The following is a 24,679-nucleotide window of genomic DNA, read 5'->3' as shown; positions in this document are numbered from 1 at the left end:
CAATTTGAGCCCGTATATAAGCTAGCATCTAATTTATTTCAATTTTATTTTTGACATTAATAGGGAGTCCATATAAGGCCCTAGCGGCTCATAAACGCGAGTTTTTCGATTAGGCTTATGTCTTGCTCATTTTTAAGTAATGCGCCAAACATTGGCATTAAACCGCCTTTTTTAGCTTTGTCGTGGAGTGTTTTTGCGTCTATATCTTCTGCCATAAGTAGCTTTAACCAGTCGAGTAATTCGCTGGTAGATGGCTTCTTTTTAAGACCGTTTGCTTCGCGTAGGTTAAAAAACACTTCGAGTGCTTGGCGTACTAAATCTTGCTTAACGTTAGGGTAGTGCACGTCAATAATTTGCTGCATTTCATCGGCAGATGGAAAATCAATGTAATGAAAAAAGCAGCGGCGTAAAAATGCGTCGGGCAGCTCTTTTTCGTTATTAGAGGTGATGATCACAATAGGGCGCTCTTTTGCTACTACTCGCTCGCTGGTTTCGTAAACATGAAATTCCATTTTATCGAGCTCTAACAGTAGATCGTTTGGAAACTCAATATCGGCTTTGTCTATTTCATCTATTAATAATACCGGGCGTTTACCGTGTTGGTCGGCGTAAGTAAATGCTTGCCACAGTTTGCCTTTAACTATGTAGTTACTAATGTTGTGCACGCGCTCGTCGCCCAGCTGGCTGTCGCGCAGGCGCGAAACCGCATCGTATTCATACAAACCTTGCTGCGCTTTGGTGGTCGATTTAATGTGCCACTGAATAAGTTCGGTATCTAAGCTTTTTGCCAGCTCTTCAGCTAGCATGGTTTTACCTGTACCCGGCTCACCTTTAATTAAAAGTGGTTTTTCGAGCATAATAGCCGCGTTTACAGCTTGCTTAAGCGCAGAGCTGGCGATGTAATTGTCGGTTGAATTAAATTGCACTTTATTACCTTCTTTTCGTCACAGGTCAGATGAGTTTTTATAATCCTATCATGCCATAGTTAACCGGCTTCACCAAGGTAGCTAAACCGAGGAATAGTTTTGCCATCTTTTTCAACTGTTTCGCTAAACATTTCTAAAGGGCGTGCCCATATACCAAACTCACCGTATAGCGCTTGGTAAATTACCAGTTGCTCACTGGTTTCGCTGTGAGTGGCTACATAAAGCACTTTGTACTGTGCCCCTTTGTAGTGTTGGTATATGCCTGATTTGAGGGAAATTGGTTTTATTGCTGTAGTCATGTTTTGATCTCTTGTATAATTTGTTTCTGCACTTTTAATGCTAACTAATTTGCCAATACTATGAACTATATTACGCTAGATGATTACAAAAAAGCATGGGTTTTTCGCCATAAAGACATGCCTGTTTCAGCCGACGATGCTGCAAACATTAAACCTATGAGCCTTGAGCGCGCAGCTGTACTGTGGACAACTATGGTGAGCCGTGAGTTTGATCACCCTGATTTTTTTGATAAAACAGATTGGTGTGGTCAAGATGAAAGTTATAGCCAAGAAGTAAACTGGGAAAGCGCATGGGAAAACGGCGATGAACAACTTCCCGAAGCTATTTTAGCGCACTTAGATTGGCAAGCTAATACCACTGTTTATTTTTGCATGGCACGCGACAATATTATTGAAACCACCTTTGATGTGTTTAAACGCAACTGGCAAAACTTTATGTTTTTAGCCGACGGCAGTTTACTCATAGGTAAAAAACGCAATACTGTAGTGCAGTTTTTAGAGTCGGGCATGGCTAAATTAGGTGAAAAGCCAAGCGCTTAATTTAGCACTCGGCGCTTAAAAATTATGCAGTACTGTGTTATAAAACATTTACCTAAGTGTTTTTGAGTACGGCAATTGGCAGCAAAAAATGAGCCTGTTGGCGCGCCACAACAAGTTGAAATGTGGCAAGCCGATGCAAAAAAAGTGTTATATGCACAATTGTGTAATGCATTTTATCAACGTGAGGTTCAGCGTTTAGTCGCTGAGCCTAATAGCGATAGGCTGCGTCGCCAATTAAAAAGTCTACCTTATTACATTGAACGTGCTGCCACATTAGTTGCTAATACAAGCTCGCCTTTTAAACTAGATTCGCAAAATGGCTCTTGGCTTGCAAAGCAAAAACCGACCCCACCAGAGATTAACATTCAAGCAAATGAACTTTTTTATCAACATAATGCCAAAGTCGGGTTAATAATCCCTATTTTAGTGCGTAGTGATGAGCAAATTCGCGTTAGAATAGACAGCCTAGACCAAGTAAGCGACAATAAAGTGCATTGTAATGAGCTAGGTTGGTTTGCGTTTTCGGGGCAGGGACTTGAGCTGCCAAACGCGCAATTATTAACGCCGAGTAAAGTGTCATTAACCGCGGCGTGTTGCGGGCACCAATGGCAGTTTTCAAAGCGTTGTTTGCCACGGGTTTTATCGCTGCGCGAAATGCTACTGGCAGGAAGTATAAATTGGCGCAATGTAAAACGATTACAAACGTAACTTGGTTAATTAAATAAGTTTATTTGAATTTAAAATAAGGAGTGTTAAATGCGGTTTTTTCAGGTTGGCTTGTTATGTTTAGCACTGTTTGTGCAGTATAGATTGTGGTTTGGCCATAATGGCGTACAAGACTACACACGTTTAAAAAGTGCGGTTGCATCTCATTTACAAACTAACGAAAAACTAATTAAACGCAATAAAGTATTAACCGCCGATATAGAAGATTTAAAGCTTGGCCATGAAGGCATAGAAGAGCGCGCACGTAACGAATTAGGAATGATTAAAGCGGGCGAAACATTTATACGTGTTTTACCAGCTCAACAATAATATGACAAATAAACCAACTATAGCTGCCATTATACCTGCTGCCGGGGTTGGTAGCAGAATGCAGCATAATGCACCTAAACAGTATATTAAATTAGCAGGTAAAACTATTTTAGAGCATACGCTCACAAAATTATCTGCTTTAGCGCAGCTTAATACAATTGTTGTAGCCCTAAATGAAAACGATCCTTACTTTGAGCAATTGCCAGTGATTGATGCGCGCATTGTGCGTACTTGTGGCGGTAAAGAGCGTGCAGATTCCGTTTTAAATAGTTTGCTTTTTTTAGCCGCCAACCCGCCTGACTGGGTACTTGTGCACGATGCTGCCCGCCCGCTAGTTACTATTGACGACATAAATACACTTATAAATGAGTGTATAAGCGCCGATGAAGGCGGGATTTTAGCCAGTAAAGTAAAAGACACTATAAAACGTGGCCATATTTATGCTGAGCAAACCGTACCCCGAGATGATTTATGGCAAGCCCTTACTCCGCAGTTTTTTAAATACGAAGATCTTAAAAATGCGCTGCAAAATGCACTGGCAAGCGGCGCAGTTATTACCGACGAAGCAAGCGCCATTGAATGGGCTAACAAGCCAGTAAAATTAATACCAGGGCGTAGCGATAATATTAAAATAACCACTCCTGAGGATTTAGACTTGGCTGGTTTTTTACTTCAAAAACAACAAAACGAGAATGCATTATGATACGAATTGGTCATGGTTTTGACGTGCATAAATTTGGCGGTGTTGGCCCATTAACTATCGGCGGCGAAAAGATTGATTATCCGCAAGGTTTTTTAGCGCACTCCGACGGCGATGTTGCTATACATGCTCTGTGCGATGCTATTTTAGGCGCGCTTGCAATGGGCGACATTGGTAAACACTTTCCTGATACGGCCAGTGAATATGAAAATATCGACAGCCGAATATTACTGCGTCATGTGGTGAGCTTAGCTAAAGAGCAAGGTTATGTATTGGGCAATGGAGATGTAACTATAGTGGCACAAGCGCCAAAAATGTTGCCTCATATTCAAGCTATGCGTAGCAACCTTGCAAGTGATTTAAACTGCGAACTATCGCAAATAAATGTTAAAGCTACAACCACCGAAAAGCTCGGTTTTGAAGGGCGAAAAGAAGGCATTTCGAGCCATGCAGTGGTAATTATGAACAAAGAGTCAATGAGTAAAACAAACGCATGAGCGATTTAAATTATTTATACGGCGCACCGTTATCAAAAGCTGACTTTAAAACCACAGCCGAAGACTTTATGGTAGATGAGGACTTAGGCATTGAGTTTACCGGTAGCGGCGAGCATGTATGTTTGCAAGTAGTAAAAAAAGGCGAAAACACCCAGTACGTAGCAAAGTTAATTGCGCAGCGAGCTGGGGTATCACCACGCGATGTAAGTTATGCTGGGATGAAAGATCGCCACGGAGTGTGTTCGCAGTGGTTTAGTGTAAAAGTACCCATTAAAAAGCCAATTGATTTTAGTGATTTAAACAGCGAAAGCGTGTTTGTTGTATCGCAGCAACGCCACGAACGTAAGCTGAGAACGGGCTGTCATAAAGGTAATAAATTTACTATTACGCTGCGCAATGTTACCGATCCTCTGGATATTTTGTGCCGTATTAATGCGGTACGCAGTGGCGTGCCTAACTATTTTGGCGAGCAACGCTTTGGCCGTGATGGCCATAACCTGGTAATGGCTGAAAAAATGTTTGCAGGTGAGCGTATTCGCGATAAAAAATTACGCGGTATTATTATTTCTGCAGCGCGCTCGCATGTATTTAATCAACTCGTAAGTTTACGAGTAAAGGAGCATGGTTTAGCTAAAACCATGCACCGTGAAGTATTTATGCTCAGCGGCAGTAACGCCTTTTTTGAAGACGCTATTAGCGATGAGAACATAGCCCGCCTAGCCTCTGGCGATATTATGATGTCGGCACCTATGGTAGGTAAAAGCGAAAAAGGGCTCACCGAACAAGAAAAAGTATGGCTTGGGCCTTATCAGTCTTGGTGCGATGGTTTAGGCGAGTTAGGGCTAAAAAATGAGCGCCGAATGCTGCGTTTAATCCCGCAAGATTTTAGCGTAGAAACCATAGATGAAAGCACTTTAAAGTTAAGTTTTGGTTTACCAAAAGGCTGTTTTGCTACGGCATTATTACGTGAGCTGGTGGATTACACAGACGCAAGCCCACGCGAGCGAAAAGAAAAGGACAGCAAAGATGAAGATCCTATTAAGTAACGACGATGGTGTAGGCGCTAAAGGTATTGCGGTGTTATATCAAGCATTAATGCAAATTGCCGAGGTCACTTTAGTTGCTCCCGACCGTAACTGCAGTGGTGCAAGTAACTCGTTAACTTTGCTTAACCCACTGCGTGCTACAAAGCTTGAAAATGGCTTTATATCGGTTAATGGTACACCTACTGACTGTGTGCATTTAGGCGTTAACCAGCTTGTTGATGAAATGCCCGATTTAGTGGTCGCAGGTATAAACCACGGCGCTAATTTAGGTGACGACACTTTGTACTCAGGCACGGTAGCTGCAGCAACCGAAGGACGCCATTTAGGTTTGCCTGCTATTGCGGTGTCTTTGTGTTCGCACCACGGCGAGCATTTTGAAACGGCAGCAGCGGTAACTATAAGTATTATTAAAGGTTTAGCGTCGCATCCGCTACCAAAAGATCAAATTATAAATATTAATGTACCCGACATTCCTCTAAGCGAATTAAAAGGCGTGCAGGTAACGCGTTTGGGTGCGCGCCATAAAGCCGAAACCATGACCAAGCAAACCGATCCTTGGGGTCGAGATATTTACTGGTACGGATCTTTAGGGACAGAAAGTGATGCAGGTGAAGGTACCGATTTTCATGCAATTAATAATGGCTATGCCTCGGTTACCCCACTGAGTGTTGATATGACCGCTAACGAGAGTATTAAAGCGGTAGGGGAGTGGTTAGCTGATTTGGAGATAAACCGTGCTGGCTAATTATACCCGCAGCGCCAAGGCGCTATCAGCGCTATTACAGCGTGAAGGTGTTGAGGATACGCAAGTACTAGATGCGATTGCACAAATACCACGACATATATTTGTGGGTGACGTGCTGCAACATAAAGCGTATCAAAATACTGCGTTACCAATAGGCCAAGGGCAAACTATTTCGCAGCCTTATATTGTGGCGCGTATGACCGAACTGTTGCAATTAGCTGGTGTGCGCGACAAGGTGCTAGAAATAGGCACAGGATCGGGCTATCAAACGGCAATACTGGCTAAAATATTTACCAAGGTTTACTCAGTAGAGCGTATTAAAGCATTACAATGGCAAGCTAAGCGCCGTTTACATCAGCTCGATTTATATAATGTGGCAATGAAACATGGCGATGGCTGGCAAGGTTGGGAGTCGCAAGCGCCGTTTAACGGCATTATAGTCACCGCAGCCGCGGCTAAAATCCCGCAAGATCTATTAGCTCAATTAGCTGATGGTGGTGTGTTACTTGCCCCAATAGGCGAGCAAGAGCAAAAATTAACTATGGTTATTCGCAATGGCAATAACTACACAGAACACGTAATTGCGCCGGTTAGATTTGTACCGCTAGTCGCTGGTGATATTGAATAGGAATTCATTTTGAAGTTGTTTACTAAGTTATACGATATGGCTCTAGTGTGGGCTAAGCACCGTCATGCTGAGCGTTATTTAGCTGCAATGAGCTTTGCAGAGTCTGTGTTTTTTCCTGTCCCTCCTGATGTAATGCTGGCACCAATGTCGCTTGCTCAGCCTAAAAAAGCATGGCGGTTTGCAAGTTTTGCCACTATAGCGTCTGTTGTTGGTGGCATAGTAGGTTATTTACTTGGCTTTTGGTTATTTGAACCGGTTGTTGAGCCACTTATAGTACAAATGCACTGGCAAGATAAATTTGATATTGCACTTGATTGGTTTAAAAACTATGGCGTGTGGGTGGTATTTATAGCCGGTTTTTCGCCTATTCCTTATAAAGTATTTACTATAGGCGCAGGGGTATTACAAATGGCATTTTTGCCGTTTTTAATTGCGTCTGCAGTAGGGCGAGGCGCTCGGTTCTTTTTAGTTGCTGCACTGATGAAGTGGGGCGGTGTTAAAATGGAGCAAAAATTACGTCAATACATTGAAGTGCTTGGATGGGCAGTTGTGCTTTTAATTGCAGTTGCATACATTTTATTACGTTAAGCACTATAAAATAATGTTATTAACATAAGGAGCTAAATACAGTGAATAAACAAATAAAATGTTATGTTGCTTTATTTATTAGTATTTTGCTCTTTGCTTGCTCGTCTAGCCATGTTCCGGCGCCTGTCAGTAGTTTAAATAATGATGTTAATAATTACGGCAGAAAAATTAACATTAATGGCGATAAATATACTGTTCAAAAAGGCGATACACTTTATTCAATTGCATTTAGTGCAGGCCAAGATGTTAGAACCTTAGCAAAAAATAATTCAATACCAGCACCTTACACAATATTCCCCGGGCAGAGTATTTCCTTTTCTGCCATAGCAAAAAAATACAAAAAGACAAAAAAATACACTCCTCCTATTAAAAAAGTCGCAAAAACTTCACAAAAAAATAACAATAAATCAAAGAAAGAGCTTGATAAGCCTAAACAACGAGGGTATGTTCAGAAACAAGCCAATAAAAAAATTAGTAACTCTAAGCATTTGTCGAGTAGTAAAGTGCAGTGGTTTTGGCCAGCAAAAGGCAAAATAACACAACGCTTTTCGAACAAGGAAAATGGCTACAAAGGCTTACAGATTGCTAATAAAAAAGGGGCTGCCGTTTTAGCCGCCGCACAAGGAACAGTGGTTTATGCGGGTAATGCGCTTCGAGGTTATGGTAGTTTAATTATTTTAAAACATAATGACGACTACTTGAGTGCTTATGCACACAACTCGAAACTACTTGTTAAAGAAAAACAGGAAGTTAAGGCTGGACAAAAAATAGCAGAGATAGGAAATACAGAATCTGCGGTAACGGCACTTCGTTTTGAAATTCGCTACCGAGGGCAAGCTGTAAATCCTGCTAAGTACCTTCCCTAATTTTTAAAGATATTGATAACTTGCTCAGGAGAAGTCTTATGGCTGATGCAGCAAAAGTTGATAAAAACACCCTCGTAGATAATAAATTAGATGAAACTGCTGTTGATGATGATTCAACACCGCTGCTTGAAGCTGTGGATGATGACGTTTTTGTCAAAGAAGAAGTCACTAAAAATTTAGATGCTACTCAGCTTTATTTAGGTGAAATTGGTTTTTCTCCGTTGTTAAGCGCTGAGGAAGAGGTGTTTTTTTCTCGTAAATCTTTAAAAGGGTGCGAAGCGTCTCGCAAGCGCATGATTGAAAGTAACTTGCGCCTTGTAGTAAAAATTGCTCGTCGTTATAACAACCGAGGTTTAGCGTTACTTGATTTAATTGAAGAGGGTAACTTAGGCTTAATTCGCGCCGTAGAGAAGTTTGATCCTGAGCGTGGCTTTCGATTTTCTACTTATGCAACATGGTGGATACGCCAAACGATAGAACGCGCCATTATGAATCAAACGCGCACTATTCGCTTGCCAATACATGTAGTAAAAGAACTTAACGTATATTTACGTACCGCGCGCGAGCTAACTCAAAAATTAGATCATGAACCAACCGCCGAAGAAATAGCAGCTTGTTTAGATAAGCCGGTTGAAGATGTCACCAAAATGCTGCGCTTGAATGAAAAAATAGCCTCGGTTGATATGCCGATCGGCGGCGAAAACGATACCGCTTTGCTCGATATTATTGCCGATGACAACAATGTTGGTCCTGAGGGCGAAGTACAAAATAACGATATGAATAAACACATTGTTGACTGGTTAGGAGAGCTAAACCCAAAGCAGCGTGAGGTGTTAGCCCGTCGCTTTGGTTTATTAGGCTATGAGCCATCAACGCTTGAAGATGTTGGCCGTGAAATAGGATTAACCCGTGAACGCGTTAGACAAATTCAGGTAGAAGCATTACGTCGTTTAAAAGATATTTTGCAACAAGAAGGCTTAAGCACAGAGAGTTTATTTGAGCACTTTGCGTAAGTTTTAATAAAGTACCATGTTATGTGTAAAAAAGCTGAAGGTTTTATTCTTCAGCTTTTTTTTGTTTGTAAATTAAAGAAGTGCTTTTAATTTATAGAGTAAATCGTGAGCTTGTCGCGGTGATAGATTATCAGGATCGATAGCCGTTAACTGCAATTCTACTTCAGAAGGGCTAATTTGTTGGGCTTGATTGTTAAAGGTAAATGCTTGCTGCTCAATATTAGGCGCGGTGACACTTTGGTGATTTTCGAGTAGTTTAAGCTTTTGTTTTGCCTGATTTATTACAGACTTAGGTACGCCAGCAAGTGCAGCAACTTGTAAGCCAAAGCTTTTACTTGCTGCGCCATCAAGTACCGTGTGCATAAAGGCAATAGTGTCGTTATGCTCTATGGCATCAAGGTGCACATTTACCAGCCCAGGCGTTTGCTCTGCAAGCTCGGTTAACTCAAAGTAGTGGGTGGCAAACAAGGTTTTTGCTGATATTTTTGACGCTAAATGATCGGCAGTAGCATACGCAAGCGAAAGCCCATCGTAAGTGCTTGTTCCGCGGCCAATTTCATCCATTAATACCAAAGATTGCGCTGTGGCATTATTTAAAATCGTGGCGGTTTCGGTCATTTCTACCATAAAGGTAGAACGCCCTGAGGCGAGATCGTCACTTGCGCCAATGCGAGTAAATATACGGTCAATATTGCCTATTTTAGCGCTGTCTGCGGGTACGTAACTGCCAATATGAGCCATTAGCACTATAAGTGCAGTTTGGCGCATATAGGTTGATTTACCACCCATGTTTGGACCGGTAATTATTAACATTTTACGTTGTGCATTTAGCTCTACTGGGTTGGCAATAAAGGGTTCTTTCATTACTTGCTCAACCACAGGATGACGACCTTGTTTAATGCTTATGTTGTCGTTATCGCAAAGTATCGGCTTAGCGTAGTTAAGTGTAAGTGCACGCTCTGCTAAGTTATTTAGCACATCTAAGTCGGCAAGGGCGGCTGCCATTGTTTGTAATTGCTCAATATGCGGCGCAATAAATCTAAATAGCTCTTCGTAAAGCTGCTTTTCGAGCGCTAATGCTTTTGACTGGCTGCCAAGTACTTTGTCTTCGTGCTCTTTTAGCTCAGGAATAATATAGCGTTCATTATTTTTAAGTGTTTGGCGGCGAATATAATCGGCAGGCACTAAATGCGCATTGGCGCGACTAACTTCAATAAAAAAGCCGTGTACTCGGTTATAACCAATTTTAAGGGTGCTGATCCCTGTACGTGCACGCTCTCGTAACTCTAACTGATCAAGCACATCGGTTGCGCCTTTGCTTAAGTTACGCCATTCATCAAGCTCGCTGTTATAACCAGGGGCAATTACACCACCGTCGCGAATAAGTACCGGCGGGTTTTCGATTACTGCACGCTCTAATAGCGCTTGTAAATCAGGTAGCTCAGGCGATTGCTTAATAATGCTGGCAATGCGCGGATCGCTGGCATCGTTTAATAAAGTATGCAGCGGTGCAAGTGCTTGTAAGGCGCTACGCAAACGAGTTAAATCGCGAGGACGAGCAGTGCACAAAGCAAGGCGGGCAATAACACGTTCTACGTCGCCAATTTCTCTTAATGATTCGTGTAGCTCACCACAAAGCTGTACATCTAAAATTGCGCTAATAGCGTTTAACCGCGAGTTTAGCTCGTCTTTATTACGCACTGGGGTATGAATACGGCGCTTAAGTAAACGAGATCCCATAGGGGTTGCTGTTTTATCAAGTACTTGCGCTAGCGTGTTTTCAAATCCACCCGATAAATTAACGGTCAGCTCTAAATTTTTACGAGTAGCAGCATCTAAAATAACGGCATGCTCGTTGTGTTCAAGAGTAATGGCACGAATATGGGGTAATGCAATACGTTGAGTGTCTTTAACGTATTGCATTAAACAACCTGCGGCAACTAAGGCGCAGTGGGCTTTATCAACGCCAAAACCGACTAAATCTTTTGTACCAAATTGCTCACACAATAAATGCTGGGCGGTGTCTAAATCAAACTCCCACTCAGGGCGGCGACGCGCGCCTTTAATGTGCTCAATTAAATGAACATTTTCGAAGCTTTCGCTATACAGTAATTCTGCAGGGGCGAGGCGTTGAATAGTTGAAGTAAATGCCTCGTCGGTATTAACTTCTACAACGTTAAAACGACCCGAGTTAATATCAAGGTATGCAATGCCATAAGTACCATTTTTACTCTGCCATACGCTGGTAAGTAAGTTGTCTTGGCGCTCTTGCAGTAGGGCTTCATCAGAAATAGTACCTGGGGTGACAATACGCACCACTTTGCGATCAACAGGCCCTTTACTGGTAGCCGGATCGCCTACTTGTTCGCAAATAGCAACAGATTCGCCCATTTGCACTAAACGGGCTAAATAGTTTTCTACGGCATGATAAGGTACACCGGCCATAGGAATAGGATCGCCACCGGCTTTACCGCGCTGAGTTTGCGAAATATCGAGTAATTGAGCGGCGCGTTTTGCGTCATCAAAAAAGAGTTCATAAAAATCCCCCATCCGATAAAACAATAAAATATCGCGATGCTCTGATTTTATTTTTAGATACTGCTGCATCATAGGGGTTTGTTGTTTTATAGTGTGTGGAGCATAAAGATCAAACGACATGTATTTACCCAAAGGCTGAATATGGAATTACATCAAGAGATTAAAACACTTGCTGCGCAATTAGGCGCTATTTTAACGGATAAATGCTTATGGATCACTACTGCTGAGTCATGTACTGGTGGCGGGGTAAGTTATGCACTTACCGACACCCCTGGAAGCTCTGCCTATATTGACCGTGCATTTGTAACTTACAGTAACCAAGCAAAGCAAGATTTACTAAATGTAAGTGCCGCCACATTAACGCAATATGGGGCGGTAAGCGAGCAAACGGTGCGTGAGATGGCTTTAGGCGCAATTGCAGCAACTAATGCCGATATTGCGATTACTGTATCGGGTATTGCAGGCCCAGGAGGAGCAACCCCAGATAAGCCGGTAGGCTTAGTATGGTTTGGACTACATATTAACGACAAGCAGCTGGTATTTAAACAAGTATTTACCGGCGATAGAGCACAGGTTAGACTGCAAGCTATTGTATTTTCTTTAAAAACTATAATAGAGCAGATAAAATAATAAAATTAACTTGATACTGTGATTTCATACAGTATACTTGTCGCATTAGCTGGATTTGGAGAGTAAAATGAACGATAACAAACAAAAAGCGTTGGACGCGGCTTTATCACAAATTGAACGTCAATTTGGTAAAGGCTCAATTATGAAATTGGGTGATAACAAAGCGTTAAACATTGAATCTGTATCTACAGGCTCATTAGGTATCGATATTGCCTTAGGTATAGGTGGCTTACCTATGGGGCGTATTGTAGAAGTATATGGTCCTGAGTCGTCTGGTAAAACAACGCTTACTTTGCAAGTTATCGCTGAAGCACAAAAAGAAGGCAAAACATGTGCCTTTATTGATGCTGAGCATGCTCTTGATCCAGTTTATGCACAAAAGCTTGGTGTAAACATAGATGAGCTTTTTGTATCGCAACCAGATACTGGCGAACAAGCACTCGAAATTTGTGACATGCTAGTACGCTCAAGCGCGGTTGACGTAGTTATTATTGACTCGGTTGCAGCACTTACACCAAAAGCTGAAATTGAAGGCGACATGGGCGACTCGCACATGGGCTTACAAGCACGTTTAATGTCGCAAGCATTACGTAAGCTAACAGGTAATATTAAACGCTCGAACACCTTATGTATTTTCATTAACCAAATCCGTATGAAGATTGGTGTAATGTTTGGTAACCCAGAAACAACAACGGGTGGTAACGCACTTAAGTTTTACGCATCGGTACGTATTGATATTCGTCGTATTGGTTCGGTAAAAGAAGGCGATGAGGTTGTTGGTAACGAAACCCGGGTTAAAATTGTTAAAAACAAAGTAGCACCGCCATTTAAGCAAGCCGAATTTATCATTATGTATGGTGAAGGTATTTCTAAACAAGGCGAGCTAATTGACTTAGGTGTGAAGCACAAAATTGTTGAAAAAGCAGGTGCTTGGTACAGTTACTGTGGTAATAAAGTTGGCCAAGGTAAGTCTAATTCAATTAAGTTTTTAAAAGAAAACCCAGAAATCGCAGACGAAATTGAAGGCAAGTTACGCGAAATGCTTTTACTTAAAGCAACTATTGAACCAGACGATGGTGAAGATAAGTTAGGAGATGAAGCTGACCTTTAAGCAGTATTAAATATTTAAGCTTGATTTGACCCGAGCTTTAAAGCAGCGCTAACCAGTGATGGTTAGCGCTTTTTTTGGTTTAAATTTACAACTGCCAATTTACAGATAGAGCGTAGTTACGCGGTGCACCATAGTAACCTTGAGCCCAATATAAGCTGTGTAAGTATTTTTCACCTGTGGTGTTATTAATATTAAAAGTAACGCCTATATTTTCACTCAATTTATAAGTTGCCATTAAATCAAGTAATCCGTAGGCATCTTGCTTTGTAGTCACGCTTGCGATTTTGTTAGTATCTTGGACTTGGACTCGGCTTGTTGAATCTTGCCAGCGATAATTTGCACCAAACGATAAACCATCAATGAAAGGAACTTGATAGATTGCTGCCACCTTGAGTTGATTCTCAGGGGTGTAATCTTTTACTGTGTCATCGCCATCAATGCTTAAATTACTAAAGCTAATGCTTGCACTCAAGTCATCTGTAAACTTACCGCTTAGCTCTACTTCAAAACCATTACTGTTAATACCATCCGCTGCGTAGTAACGAGTATCGTCGGGTAATGAGTTAGGTATAGCGATAGCAAGGCCATCTTGTTTTGTATCAAAGTAAGCAAGTGTTACAAAAATTTGCTCGTCTAAAAACTGGGCTTTAACACCTAGTTCGCTACTTTTACCAGTAATAGGTGCAAGTTGGTTGGCATTTATATCAAGCTCCTTTTGCGGCACAAATGTTTCTGTGTAGCTTGCATAAGCCGATAAAGATTCGTTAAAGTCATACACAGTGCCAATGTAGGGTATTAGCTGTGAATCACTTTGTGTTTGCGCAATGCCATAAGCTGTGCCTGTTGTTTTCCAATCAGTGTAACGCACGCCAGCTAGTAGGCTTAAAGGTTCGCTTAATTTGATACGAGTAGAAATATAAGCAGATTTTTGCTCGTTAGTTATATTGCTACCATTTACACTATCTGTAAGAGTTGCTTGTGGTATTACGCCATCCCACGTTTTAAGTGACGGCATTGCCGGAAAACCATTCCCTGTGGTGTAATCGTAAAGAGATTGCTCGGTGTAATCCATTTTTGCTTGGCTAACACCCAATGACAAGTCGTGCTCTTGGCCAAATAAATCAAATTTACCACTCGCATATAGATCAAATAAATCGTGCTTATCGCTATAATCATAACGGCTTGCGTAACCGATTAAGCCAAGTTCGGTGTCTTTATCAGGGGTACCGTATACATAAAATAATTCAGAGTCTTGCTCGTTTTCAACATGAACGTAACGCGCTTTAGCCACCCATGTTGCTGATAAATTTTGTTCAAGCGTTACATATACTTGCTCGGCACTGTTATCCCAGTAAGACCAGTCAGCCGCAGTGCTAGTTGATTCGTCATAGTCTGTTGGTGTGCCATCGGTATAATAAAGTGGTAGTGCACCCCAAAGTGGGCTATCGGCATCTTTTTGTTGATTAACGTAGTTAACACTTAGCAGGGTGTTATCGGTTAACTTTCCCTCGTAGGCTAAATAAATAACGGTTTTATCTGTTTCGTAGCGATCTAGATATGAGTCGGCTTTTTGTTTGGTAAATACAGCTCTAACAGCATGCTCTTCATTAATAGGCGTTGATACATCTAAATCTAAGCGTTTTTTATTCCATGAACCGTACGAAACAGATGCATTAGCTTGGGTTGTGTAAGTTGGTTTTTTTAGCACCATATTTACAGTAGCAGAAGGGTTACCTGTACCTGTCATTAAACCGTTCGCGCCACGAACTATTTCTACACGGTCGTAAATTGAGGTATCAAGGCTGCCTTGAATTGATCCCGAGCTTTGTGGAATACCTAAACCATTAACTTGAAAATTTGTAATATCAAAGCCACGGGCTTTAAAATAAGTACGATCGGTTTCTATTTGCTCTACCGTTACACCCGGCGTGCTTTCTAGCACTGCGTTTATATCATCGAGTGAAAAATCATCCATTAAAGCGCGAGAAACAACTGAAATAGACTGCGGAGTTTCTTTTATGGTTAAACCTAGTTTGGTTGCCGATTGTGCTTCTTCGGTAATATAGTTTTTATGATGTTGACCATACACAGCAATCTTTTCAATTTGCTGCTCGCTTTTATCGTTTTTTGCAAATGCATGCGCAGATAAAATTAAAGAGGTAATAAGGCTTAGTTTAGATAAACGCAAAACTTTAGAGGAGGACATGGGGTTTTCCAAAAGGTTCAAAAATAAAGCGTTTAACTTAATCTAAATGATATTGATTTGCAATTGCGTTATTGGTTTTTATAACAATTTGTACTATCGGGATTAATAAAGAGTGATGAAGTTGATAAAACAGATGAGACTTATAAATTAATTAACAAAAAAAAGCGGCCAAAGCCGCTCAAGGAAGTAAACTATGTACGCTTAAAATGCATACTTAACCGAGAATTGTAAACGGTCCATATCGCCATCGTTACCGCTTTCAAGCTCGCGCTCGGCATGCTTAAACTCAGCACCAAAAGTTAAGCGTTTAACTGGTGAGTATAAAATGTTAGCACTGTAGCTTTGGCTTGATTTAGTTGGATCGCCTGTAAGGGCGAGTAAGTCTGTGTTGTTATCAGCACTGAAAAATGAATATAAGAAAGTTGAACGCCATTGGCTGTTCCACTTATGCTGATACGCTACAAAGCCAGAAGTTGAATCAATAGCATCTAAATCATCGCCATTGAGTACTGCACCATGGGCTACATTAACACCAACATAACGGCCTAAGCCTTTACCTTGTGTAAGCATAAACTTAAAGTTGTCTTCGCCTAGTTTAACCATACCCGATGCACTAACACCAAATGAAGTTTCATCGGCATCAATAGCACCTACTTTATAAGTAAGCTGGCGGGCAAGTGCAGCAACTACTAAATTACCCCAGTCAGCTTTATGGGTATAACGTGCAGTAAAGTCAGGAAGTGAAGCATCGTCGGTTACAGCCATACCGCCGCCAGCAGTAGTAATGGTGCTTTCTGGGTTTTCTAATGAGAAAGACCAAGCGCCAGTAGTGTATTTAACTTGAGTTTGGCGTACAAACACTGTGCCCTCTGCTGGGCCTATAAAATCAAGTGCTTCAGGTAGTGCGCCAACGTTTTGAAAGTTAGACCATGTTTGGCCAAATAACCAACCATCGTAGCTAATAAATGCATGACGTACACGTGGAGCGTAAGAGTTAGATACACGCTCGTTACCACCAGGAGCAGAAGCTAAAAAGTCGATTTCAATTTTGGTGTTAATGGTTTTGCCATTATCAAGTAATGTGGCTGTACCAAAGTTAAAACGAGATTCACGGGCATGCATATCAAATACAGCGTCAGAGCTATTGTCTGGGCCTACAGTCACTGTGCTCGGTACGTAAAAGTCACGACCCACATTAGTGCCCGCTGGTGCGCCTGCAGAATAGTCACTCCACATAGCATCTAATTTAATGTATCCGCCGTAAGTAAATTCAGTATCTCCAACTTTTGCTGCAGTGGCTGCATAAGCTGTGCTTGAAAGTGCACATAGTACAGCACTTGCTGCAAGTGTTTTTAATGGGGTAAATTTCATTGTTGCGTCCTTTATAGGCTACGTGTTGATTATTGCTTTTTATTTAGAGTGTATTAATAGCGAGAGTATTACTTACGAATAAAAGTTAATTTAAAGATTTTTTATTCGTTAAATAAAAATTAAAGCTAATTAATGCAAATATTATAATACTTAGGTGAAACACTTTTAAATATGTACACTATTTACTCAATCATCTATTAGTCTATAAGACTAAGGTGTAATGATTACAATGTGATTATTTACTTACATTTAACATCATGTATTATTTATGTAAAAGTAATAAATAGCGCAGCGATTATAAACAACAAATTAGTAATTAGAATAGCTTTACAACTAAGGTCTAATACTTAATAGCGCATTGCTGAGTAATCCTTGAGAAAAGCCTAAGGCAAGTAATTTAAATGGAGACCAAGATGTCAAAAAATATCTATCCAGTTCCTACGCATATTAAAAACACAGCTCTCGTCGATAACGATAAATATAATAAAATGTATAAACACTCGATTGATGATCCACAAAGTTTTTGGGCTGAACACGGTAAGCGCCTTGATTGGTTTACTCCTTATTCTAAAGTAAAAAACACCACCTTTGATAAAGGCCACATAAATATTAAGTGGTATGAAGATGGCTACCTTAATGCATCGTATAACTGTATTGATCGCCACTTAAAAACAAAAGCCAATAAAGTGGCGCTTATATGGGAGGGCGATAACCCATCGCAAAGCGAGCATATTACTTATCAAAAATTACATGATGAAGTAGCAAAGTTTGCTAATGGTTTAAAAAAGCTGGGCGTACAAAAAGGTGATCGAGTCGCTATTTATATGCCAATGAGCCCTCAAGCTATTTACGCAATGCAAGGGTGTGCACGTATTGGTGCTATTCACTCAGTTATATTTGGTGGTTTTTCACCCTCTGCGATTGCCGATCGTATTAAGGATTCGGGCGCAAAAGTGGTTATTACTTCAGACGAAGGACGCCGTGCTGGTAACTGCGTGCCACTTAAAGCAAACGTTGACGAAGCCGTGTTGCAAGAGTCTGTAACAAGTATAGAGCATGTTATTGTGCACCAACTTACCGGTGGTGATGTTGATTGGCACGACCATGATATATGGTGGCACGATTTAGTAGCAGACGAAGAGCCTGTGTGCGAGCCTGAGGTAATGAACGCTGAAGACCCGTTATTTATTTTATACACCTCAGGGTCAACAGGTCAGCCAAAAGGCGTGGTGCATACCACGGGTGGTTATTTAGTTTATGCATCGATGACGCACGAATATATATTTGATGTAAAAGAGGACGATGTTTTTTGGTGTAGCGCCGATGTAGGTTGGATCACCGGGCACAGTTATATTGCTTATGGCCCGCTGGTAAATGGTTGTACCCAAGTTGTATTTGAAGGTGTACCTACTTACCCAACCGCAGGGCGTATGGGCGAAGTTGTTGATAAACATGGTGTTACTATTTTATATACCGCGCCTACCGCTATTCGTGCCTTAATGGCAAAAGGTGATGAGCCTGTAGCGTCATCTCATCGTAATAGTTTACGAATTTTAGGATCAGTTGGTGAGCCAATTAACCCTGAAGCATGGAACTGGTATTACGAGCAAATAGGTAAGTCAAATTGCCCTATCGTTGATACCTGGTGGCAAACAGAAACGGGTGGCATTATGATCACCCCATTACCAGGTGCTACCGATTTAAAACCAGGCTCTGCAACGCGTCCATTTTTTGGTATTGCGCCGGCAATATTTGACGCTGAGGGTAATACGCTTGAAGGTGAGGCTGATGGTAACTTAGTTATTTTAGATAGCTGGCCATCGCAAGCACGTACTATTTATGGCGATCATGAACGTTTTGAACAAACTTACTTTTCTACCTACCCAGGTGTGTATTTTTGTGGCGATGGCTGTCGTCGTGACGAAGATGGTTATTATTGGATCACTGGTCGCGTAGATGATGTACTTAATATTTCGGGGCATCGTTTAGGCACTGCTGAAATAGAAAGCGCACTGGTTGCACACCCAGCAGTAGCTGAAGCCGCTGTAGTAGGTTATCCGCATGATATTAAAGGCCAAGGTATTTATGTTTACATTACCCCTAACGAAGGTATAACGGTAAGCGATGAGTTAACCAAAGAAATTCGTAACTGGGTTCGTAAAGAGTTAAGCCCAATTGCGTCACCCGATATGATTCAGTGGTCACCGGGGTTACCAAAAACGCGTTCTGGTAAAATAATGCGTCGAATTTTACGTAAAATTGCGGCCAACGAGCACGAACAACTAGGTGATACATCAACACTTGCCGATCCATCTGTGGTTGATGAGTTAATTGAAAATCGATTAAATCGTTAAATGCGCGTTAAAAGCTTGATTACAAGTTGATTCTAAACGTAGTATATCGGCTGTGCTCTACTAGATAGGGCACAGCCGAATTTATTAGGAGTGAACCATGAGTCAGTTTTTAATAGCGGACGACCATCCGTTATTTCGTGAAGCACTAAAGGGTGCACTAACTGTAAAATTTGACGATTTAGAAGTATTTGAATCATCTGATTTTGACAGTACATTGCAGGTGTTAAGCGAGCAAGAAGATCTTGATATATTACTGCTGGATTTACACATGCCAGGTAATGGTGATTTATACGGCCTTATTCGTATTAGAGAAGACTATCCTAGTTTACCTATTGCGGTAGTTTCGGGAAGTGAAGACGCTAATATTGTATCTAAAGTAATGGGTTACGGCGCAATGGGGTTTATTCCTAAGTCATCATCATCAGATGATATTGCCAATGCAATTAATCAAATACTCGAAGGCGATACTTGGTTACCAACAGAATTAAAAAATAAAGTCGCCGAAATTCAAGGCGAAGACCGAGAAATTGCAGCGCAAGTTGCCTCACTTACCCCACAACAATACCGTGTTTTACAATACCTGCACGAAGGTTTGCTAAATAAGCAAATAGCGTATGAGTTACATATTTCAGAAGCCACTGTAAAAGCGCATATTACCGCCATATTTAGAAAGCTTGGCGTATATAACCGCACACAAGCGGTATTAATTGCTGCAAAACTACAATTAGCACCTATAGAGCAAATATAAAACCATGCATAGAATAGAGGCACAAAGCCTCTTTTTTAGTCTTATTTACGCTTATATACGCAATTATCACAAGCCATTCACCTTTATTACATGATCTCCTATAAAAATAATGCTAGCTTACGGGCATTTTATAATTAAGAGAACATGGTATGTCAGACTCTTTAGACTCCAAGGCCCAAAGTAGTAATGAAAGCGCAAATAAAGGCTGGTTTAACCGCTTTTTAGCCGGCGTAGAATTTTTAGGCAATATGCTACCGCATCCCATCACCTTATTTGCAATATTTTGTATCGTAATTGTTGTATTTAGTGGAGTGGCGGATTGGTTTGGCCTAAGTGCAATCGATCCTCGACCTGAGGGCTCGCCTGGGCGCGAACCCGATGGTGTTATTGAAGTAGTGAGCTTACTTAGTGCCGAGGGATTACAGCGTATTGTAACTGGCTTGGTAACTAACTTTACCAGCTTTGCACCACTGGGCACGGTACTGGTAGCTTTACTTGGTGTGAGTGTTGCTGAGCACTCAGGACTGCTGTCGGCAGCAATGCGCGGCATGGTAATGGGCGCATCAAAGCGGTTAGTGACCTTTATGGTGGTGTTTGCCGCTATTTTATCTAATACCGCCTCTGAGCTGGGCTATGTGGTACTTATTCCATTAGCTGCAATGATATTCCATAGTTTAGGGCGTCATCCATTAGCGGGCTTAGCAGCAGCGTTTGCTGGGGTGTCGGGTGGTTATAGTGCTAACTTATTATTAGGCACAATAGATCCCTTACTGGCAGGCATTACCACACCAGCGGCGCAAATGATCGACCCAACTTACCAAGTAGGCGCAGAAGCTAACTGGTATTTTATGATGGTGTCGGTGTTTTTAATTGCGATTTTAGGCACCCTAGTTACTGAAAAAATTGTTGAACCACGTTTAGGTAAATATAATCCTGAAGAGGCCAGTGCTGATCTTGCACAAAATAATATTGCCGCGTTAACGGCCAAAGAAAAGTCGGGTTTAAAGTGGGCAGGGGTGTCGTTATTAGTTGTATCGCTGCTACTTGCATGGACCATAGTGCCAGCCGATGGCATTTTACGTAACCCCGAAACAGGATTAGTAGCCCACTCGCCCTTTTTGAAAGGCATAGTGGTGTTTATTTTTGTAACCTTTGGTATTCCGGGCTTTGTATATGGGCGCGTTGTTGGCACCATGAAAAACGACAAAGACGTAATTAATGCGATGAGCAAAAGTATGAGCTCAATGGGCATGTATATTGTGCTAGTGTTTTTTGCTGCGCAATTTGTCGCGTTTTTTAAATGGACCAATTTAGGCACTATTTTAGCAATTAACGGTGCTGCATTACTGCAAGCTTTAAACTTAACTGGCCCCGAAGTTTTTGTATTATTTATATTAATGTGTGCATTGGTTAACTTAAGCTTAGGGTCGTCTTCGGCGCAATGGGCTGTTACCGCGCCTATTTTTGTACCTATGCTAATGTTAGTTGGTTACGCGCCAGAGACCATTCAGGCGGCTTATCGTATAGGTGACTCGGTTACTAACTTAATAACGCCAATGATGAGCTATTTTGGCTTGATCCTCGCTGTCGCAGCTAAGTACAAAAAAGATATGGGTATAGGCACACTGGTAGCCACTATGTTGCCATACAGTATGATATTTTTTGTTGGTTGGGTTGTTTTGTTTTATTTATGGGTATTTGTATTGGGTATGCCAGTAGGGCCAGGATCACCCACTTATTACACGCCTTAATAGTACCTGGGTAATACAATAAGTATTATTTAATTGTTTAAAAATGCCAGCATAATTTGCTGGCATTTTTGTTTTACGAAAACACCACGGTTTTATTACCGTTAATAAATAGCTTATGCTCAGAGGCAAGTTGTAGCGCTTTACAAAATACTGTTTTTTCTACATCTTTACCCATATTGGCCATCATTTTTGCAGTTTCTGCGTGGGTTACAGGCGTAACATCTTGCAAAATAATAGGCCCTTCGTCTAACTCGTTATTGACAAAGTGAGCTGTGGCTCCAATGATTTTTACGCCACGTTCAAATGCTTGATGATAAGGTTTTGCACCAATAAAAGCGGGTAAGAACGAGTGATGAATATTAATAATTTTGCCCTCAAAGCGTTGTACAAACTCAGGGCTTAAAATACGCATATATTTAGCTAAACCAATAATGTCAGGGTTATAGCTGGCAATTAAATCGCCTACTTGTTGATCGTGCTCGCTGCGCGTTAATCCCTCATGAGAGATAACATGAAAAGGGACATTAAGCCCTTTAGCAAGCGGCTCTAAAATAGGGTAGTTTGCTATAACGGCTTGCACTTCAATATTTAGCGCTTGTTCGAATTGCTTTAATAATACGCCACCTAAGCAATGTGCTTCTTTAGTAGCAAGTAACACAACTTTAGTTTTTGTACCATTGTGTAAAGCTACTTTAGCGTCTGCAGGTAGTATTTCGCGTAGTAGTGGTAAAAAGTTACTTTGTGGCTCACCAGTGAGCTCTGTACGCATAAAAAAGCGTTTAGCGTCTTTGTCTACAAATTCATTATTACGTGTAATATTTAAATTATGCTGGTGGCAAAGCCCGGTGATTTTGGCTATTAGCCCTACATCATCGGCGCATTGTGTGGTTAGTATGTAGCTCATTCTCTCATTCTTACCCAATTATAGATTGCTTTATTATTTGCGTTTTAGCGCATAAAGCAAGGGCTTTGTGTGTTGTTACAAGGTTTAATTTAGAACAAGCATGACATTAAAGTGAGCAAAGTTAACTGGGGTTTCAAAAGGTATAGTTGCTGTTAAAAATGCCACTGATTGCCAGTGGCATTGATATATAATTAAGTTACTGTGTTATGACTTTGTTTCTGAGGCTAAATCATCTTGTTGTCTGATAAAGCCGGCGGCTTCTTCATCATTTTTTGTAATTGCGCTTTGTTGTGTTGGCATAGCGCGTGTTTGCTGATTAAGCTGATGAATTTGCGACGCGTTACCTAAATCACGCTCACTGGTAATTGAGGCTATTGACTCGCGATCTTTTAAGAACGCAATCACATCGTTTTTAATTGCTTGTAACTGACCTTCGTCTTTGTGCATTTCCATAATATGGCGTGGATGCTCAAGATTTTTCATACCTGTTGCTGCAAAAGTGGTGGTTACTATTCGCGAAACAATAACCCAAGGGGTAATGCTGCTACGTACTAAGGTGTTTTCAGAGCGAGTGCTGTCGTGAATACCTGTACCGGTTGATATTTTAGACTCAGTAAATGTACCTTCACATTTAAAATAGACCAGAAGTGATTCAAATTGCATTTCAGCAAAAAACAAATGTGCATTGCTACTTAATAGCTGAGCAAAGGCTTTAATTAATACACCTATCAGTAATAAATGTACGCTTGCCATTACTAGCTCGCTGATAGGTGAAATATGACGATTATTAAGTGCTTGCTCTATTGAATTGATATTTGCGCTATCAATATAACGATAAATATCGATGAAAGAGTAGGCTAATAATACCGTGAAAATAAGCGCGATTAAATACAGAAAATTACCACTAAGTAGCGCCAATAATCTAGCCATACTAAAACCTTTACCTAAATCTAGCTCATGTAGTTTAGGTTGTATTTCTTGAATTATTTCGCCTTTAAAGCCGCCTTTTCCTTCTACTTGCTCTTGCAGTTGTGGGTTGAGCTCGCGGTATACGCGATTAGGCACTTCTTTATAACGACGGTTAGCCATTACTAGGTTATCTAAATTAATAAAAATTTCAGTAGGGTGTACAGATTCTTGCCAGTTTTCGCGCAGCTCAGATACCTCAGTGCTTGGTGTTATGCTATTTAATCGTGCTTTTAACATAGTAAAAACCAGTGCGCAGCTCAAGGTGGCTAAAATAATAATAGCGACTAAATACATACCCGCATGTAGGTTGGGTAATTGTTCAAACCAAACATCTATTTGCGCTTTACTAATGTGTTGTTCTTGCATTAACCACGACATAGAAAGGCCAATAATAATGGGTAAAATAAACGATAGCGAAATAATTTTAGCCAGTGCACCACCACCAAGTGGTTCAATTTCTCTTGCAGCATTGCGAGTGGTTGGTTTACCTGCCGAGCGCCATGAGAACAATACATAAAACATTAAAATGCTACTGTATATGGGAAATGCTAATTCGCCTGCTTCACCGGTAAAGCCCGACAAAGATACAAAAGCTACCAGTCCATACGCAATAAGTGCCACAAAGGTACTTACCCATGAGCCAAATAATTGCTGGGCAATATTACGCATCGGGTAGGGTAAAAACATTAGTTTAGGAATAAGGCTATGCAACAAGCGAGATAAAAAGCCTTTAGGCTCTTTAAAAGTAATGTTTTTACGACCCATAAGCATTTCTTCTAGTTCTTGGTCGTTATAGGCAACTTCTTTTTTTTCTTCTTTTGCGGTAGAGCTTTGCGATTTACTGTAGTTATAAGCCAGTGACGTAGGGTGATTACGGCCAACAAAGTATTTTAGTGTGGCATAAATACCTGTTGAGAGTGAAGCAATGCCAAACCCTAAAATAATCATCCCAAAAAGCATCAAGATCCACCCAGCAGTTGCATCTTCTTTAACTAACCCTGCAGCAACAACAAGCAGCGTAATGCCGGTAATTGACTCTATAGCACCTCTTAGTGCGGTTACTTTACCTTCAAGCTTGAAGGGGTTTTTAAGTCCAAGATCAATCGATCCATAATCAAAAGCCATTGAATATTCCTTTATAAAAGAATTTTATTGGGAGAAATAAGTGTAATAATCAATTTATGTTTATTACACTTATTTATTAGTTTTGGCAT

The 24,679-nt window shown here is 41.0% G+C and carries 23 protein-coding genes; 16 read left to right on the top strand and 7 right to left on the bottom strand.

Annotated elements, in window-relative coordinates; translation table 11 throughout:
• Positions 1 to 80: 80 nt before the first annotated feature.
• A complete protein-coding gene (locus AAEY55_RS05320) occupies positions 81 to 926 on the bottom strand; it encodes a MoxR family ATPase (RefSeq protein ID WP_011327376.1) in 846 nt (281 codons plus the stop codon).
• 59 nt (positions 927 to 985) lie between these two features.
• Positions 986 to 1,225 (bottom strand): DUF1653 domain-containing protein, encoded by a 240-nt coding sequence (locus AAEY55_RS05315; protein WP_011327377.1) that lies wholly within the window; start codon positions 1,223 to 1,225, stop codon positions 986 to 988.
• A 60-nt stretch (positions 1,226 to 1,285) separates the two neighbouring features.
• On the opposite strand from AAEY55_RS05315, the gene AAEY55_RS05310 reads away from it, so the two are divergent.
• The 11 genes from AAEY55_RS05310 (at position 1,286) to rpoS (ending at position 8,883) form a co-directional block, all read left to right on the top strand.
• Positions 1,286 to 1,765: a DUF2947 domain-containing protein gene (locus AAEY55_RS05310; protein WP_086997423.1), complete on the top strand. Its 480-nt coding sequence runs from the start codon at positions 1,286 to 1,288 to the stop codon at positions 1,763 to 1,765.
• Between the two features lie 75 nt (positions 1,766 to 1,840).
• Positions 1,841 to 2,473 (top strand): hypothetical protein, encoded by a 633-nt coding sequence (locus tag AAEY55_RS05305; protein ID WP_041454349.1) that lies wholly within the window; start codon positions 1,841 to 1,843, stop codon positions 2,471 to 2,473.
• 48 nt (positions 2,474 to 2,521) lie between these two features.
• A complete protein-coding gene (gene ftsB, locus AAEY55_RS05300; RefSeq protein WP_011327380.1) occupies positions 2,522 to 2,800 on the top strand; it encodes a cell division protein FtsB in 279 nt (92 codons plus the stop codon).
• A gap of 1 nt (position 2,801) precedes the next feature.
• A complete protein-coding gene (gene ispD / locus AAEY55_RS05295) occupies positions 2,802 to 3,503 on the top strand; it encodes a 2-C-methyl-D-erythritol 4-phosphate cytidylyltransferase (RefSeq protein WP_041454350.1) in 702 nt (233 codons plus the stop codon).
• Positions 3,500 to 3,997, top strand: a complete 498-nt coding sequence (gene ispF, locus AAEY55_RS05290; protein WP_011327382.1) for a 2-C-methyl-D-erythritol 2,4-cyclodiphosphate synthase — start codon at positions 3,500 to 3,502, stop codon at positions 3,995 to 3,997. Before ispD ends, ispF begins: the two co-directional genes overlap by 4 nt.
• A complete protein-coding gene (gene truD / locus AAEY55_RS05285) occupies positions 3,994 to 5,043 on the top strand; it encodes a tRNA pseudouridine(13) synthase TruD (protein ID WP_011327383.1) in 1,050 nt (349 codons plus the stop codon). The genes ispF and truD overlap by 4 nt, the downstream gene beginning before the upstream one ends.
• Positions 5,024 to 5,788 carry a 5'/3'-nucleotidase SurE gene (gene surE, locus AAEY55_RS05280; protein WP_011327384.1) on the top strand — a complete coding sequence of 255 codons (765 nt, stop codon included), beginning with the start codon at positions 5,024 to 5,026 and terminating at the stop codon, positions 5,786 to 5,788. The genes truD and surE overlap by 20 nt, the downstream gene beginning before the upstream one ends.
• Positions 5,778 to 6,416 (top strand): protein-L-isoaspartate(D-aspartate) O-methyltransferase, encoded by a 639-nt coding sequence (locus tag AAEY55_RS05275; protein WP_011327385.1) that lies wholly within the window; start codon positions 5,778 to 5,780, stop codon positions 6,414 to 6,416. Before surE ends, AAEY55_RS05275 begins: the two co-directional genes overlap by 11 nt.
• Positions 6,417 to 6,425: 9 nt before the next feature.
• Positions 6,426 to 7,004, top strand: a complete 579-nt coding sequence (locus AAEY55_RS05270) for a YqaA family protein (RefSeq protein WP_041454351.1) — start codon at positions 6,426 to 6,428, stop codon at positions 7,002 to 7,004.
• A gap of 41 nt (positions 7,005 to 7,045) precedes the next feature.
• Complete coding sequence (locus AAEY55_RS05265) at positions 7,046 to 7,870, top strand: peptidoglycan DD-metalloendopeptidase family protein (RefSeq protein WP_011327387.1); 825 nt, start codon at positions 7,046 to 7,048, stop codon at positions 7,868 to 7,870.
• Between the two features lie 38 nt (positions 7,871 to 7,908).
• The gene (rpoS, locus tag AAEY55_RS05260; protein WP_011327388.1) at positions 7,909 to 8,883 is read left to right on the top strand and encodes an RNA polymerase sigma factor RpoS; all 975 of its coding nucleotides are present in this window, start codon (positions 7,909 to 7,911) and stop codon (positions 8,881 to 8,883) included.
• A gap of 72 nt (positions 8,884 to 8,955) precedes the next feature.
• On the opposite strand, the gene mutS is transcribed toward rpoS, so the two are convergent.
• Complete coding sequence (mutS, locus tag AAEY55_RS05255; protein WP_089367833.1) at positions 8,956 to 11,541, bottom strand: DNA mismatch repair protein MutS; 2,586 nt, start codon at positions 11,539 to 11,541, stop codon at positions 8,956 to 8,958.
• A gap of 21 nt (positions 11,542 to 11,562) precedes the next feature.
• On the opposite strand from mutS, the gene AAEY55_RS05250 reads away from it, so the two are divergent.
• Complete coding sequence (locus AAEY55_RS05250) at positions 11,563 to 12,051, top strand: CinA family protein (RefSeq protein ID WP_041454352.1); 489 nt, start codon at positions 11,563 to 11,565, stop codon at positions 12,049 to 12,051.
• A 67-nt stretch (positions 12,052 to 12,118) separates the two neighbouring features.
• On the top strand, positions 12,119 to 13,162 hold the full coding sequence (gene recA, locus AAEY55_RS05245; RefSeq protein ID WP_011327391.1) for a recombinase RecA: 1,044 nt from the start codon (positions 12,119 to 12,121) through the stop codon (positions 13,160 to 13,162).
• A gap of 85 nt (positions 13,163 to 13,247) precedes the next feature.
• Here the strand turns inward: recA and AAEY55_RS05240 are convergent, their stop codons facing one another.
• Both AAEY55_RS05240 and AAEY55_RS05235 read right to left on the bottom strand, forming a co-directional pair.
• Positions 13,248 to 15,368 carry a TonB-dependent siderophore receptor gene (locus AAEY55_RS05240; RefSeq protein ID WP_350550379.1) on the bottom strand — a complete coding sequence of 707 codons (2,121 nt, stop codon included), beginning with the start codon at positions 15,366 to 15,368 and terminating at the stop codon, positions 13,248 to 13,250.
• Positions 15,369 to 15,569: 201 nt separating this feature from the next.
• On the bottom strand, positions 15,570 to 16,739 hold the full coding sequence (locus tag AAEY55_RS05235) for a DcaP family trimeric outer membrane transporter (protein ID WP_086997396.1): 1,170 nt from the start codon (positions 16,737 to 16,739) through the stop codon (positions 15,570 to 15,572).
• Between the two features lie 413 nt (positions 16,740 to 17,152).
• Between AAEY55_RS05235 and acs the strand changes: the two genes are divergently transcribed.
• From acs to AAEY55_RS05220, 3 genes are all read left to right on the top strand, one after another.
• A complete protein-coding gene (gene acs, locus AAEY55_RS05230; RefSeq protein ID WP_011327395.1) occupies positions 17,153 to 19,093 on the top strand; it encodes an acetate--CoA ligase in 1,941 nt (646 codons plus the stop codon).
• A 97-nt stretch (positions 19,094 to 19,190) separates the two neighbouring features.
• Complete coding sequence (locus tag AAEY55_RS05225) at positions 19,191 to 19,841, top strand: response regulator transcription factor (RefSeq protein WP_011327396.1); 651 nt, start codon at positions 19,191 to 19,193, stop codon at positions 19,839 to 19,841.
• Between the two features lie 149 nt (positions 19,842 to 19,990).
• On the top strand, positions 19,991 to 21,592 hold the full coding sequence (locus tag AAEY55_RS05220; protein ID WP_011327397.1) for an AbgT family transporter: 1,602 nt from the start codon (positions 19,991 to 19,993) through the stop codon (positions 21,590 to 21,592).
• Between the two features lie 73 nt (positions 21,593 to 21,665).
• On the opposite strand, the gene purU is transcribed toward AAEY55_RS05220, so the two are convergent.
• Both purU and AAEY55_RS05210 read right to left on the bottom strand, forming a co-directional pair.
• Positions 21,666 to 22,496, bottom strand: coding sequence for a formyltetrahydrofolate deformylase (gene purU / locus AAEY55_RS05215; RefSeq protein WP_011327398.1), 831 nt, complete (start codon positions 22,494 to 22,496; stop codon positions 21,666 to 21,668).
• Between the two features lie 204 nt (positions 22,497 to 22,700).
• Positions 22,701 to 24,590, bottom strand: a complete 1,890-nt coding sequence (locus AAEY55_RS05210) for a hypothetical protein (protein ID WP_011327399.1) — start codon at positions 24,588 to 24,590, stop codon at positions 22,701 to 22,703.
• Positions 24,591 to 24,679: the final 89 nt, after the last annotated feature.

It is taken from the genome of Pseudoalteromonas sp. 120-MNA-CIBAN-0494, assembly GCF_040308885.1.
Taxonomy (GTDB): domain Bacteria; phylum Pseudomonadota; class Gammaproteobacteria; order Enterobacterales; family Alteromonadaceae; genus Pseudoalteromonas; species Pseudoalteromonas nigrifaciens.
The sequence above is the reverse complement of the archived record's forward strand: the minus strand, read 5'-3'. Positions and strand labels throughout refer to the sequence as shown.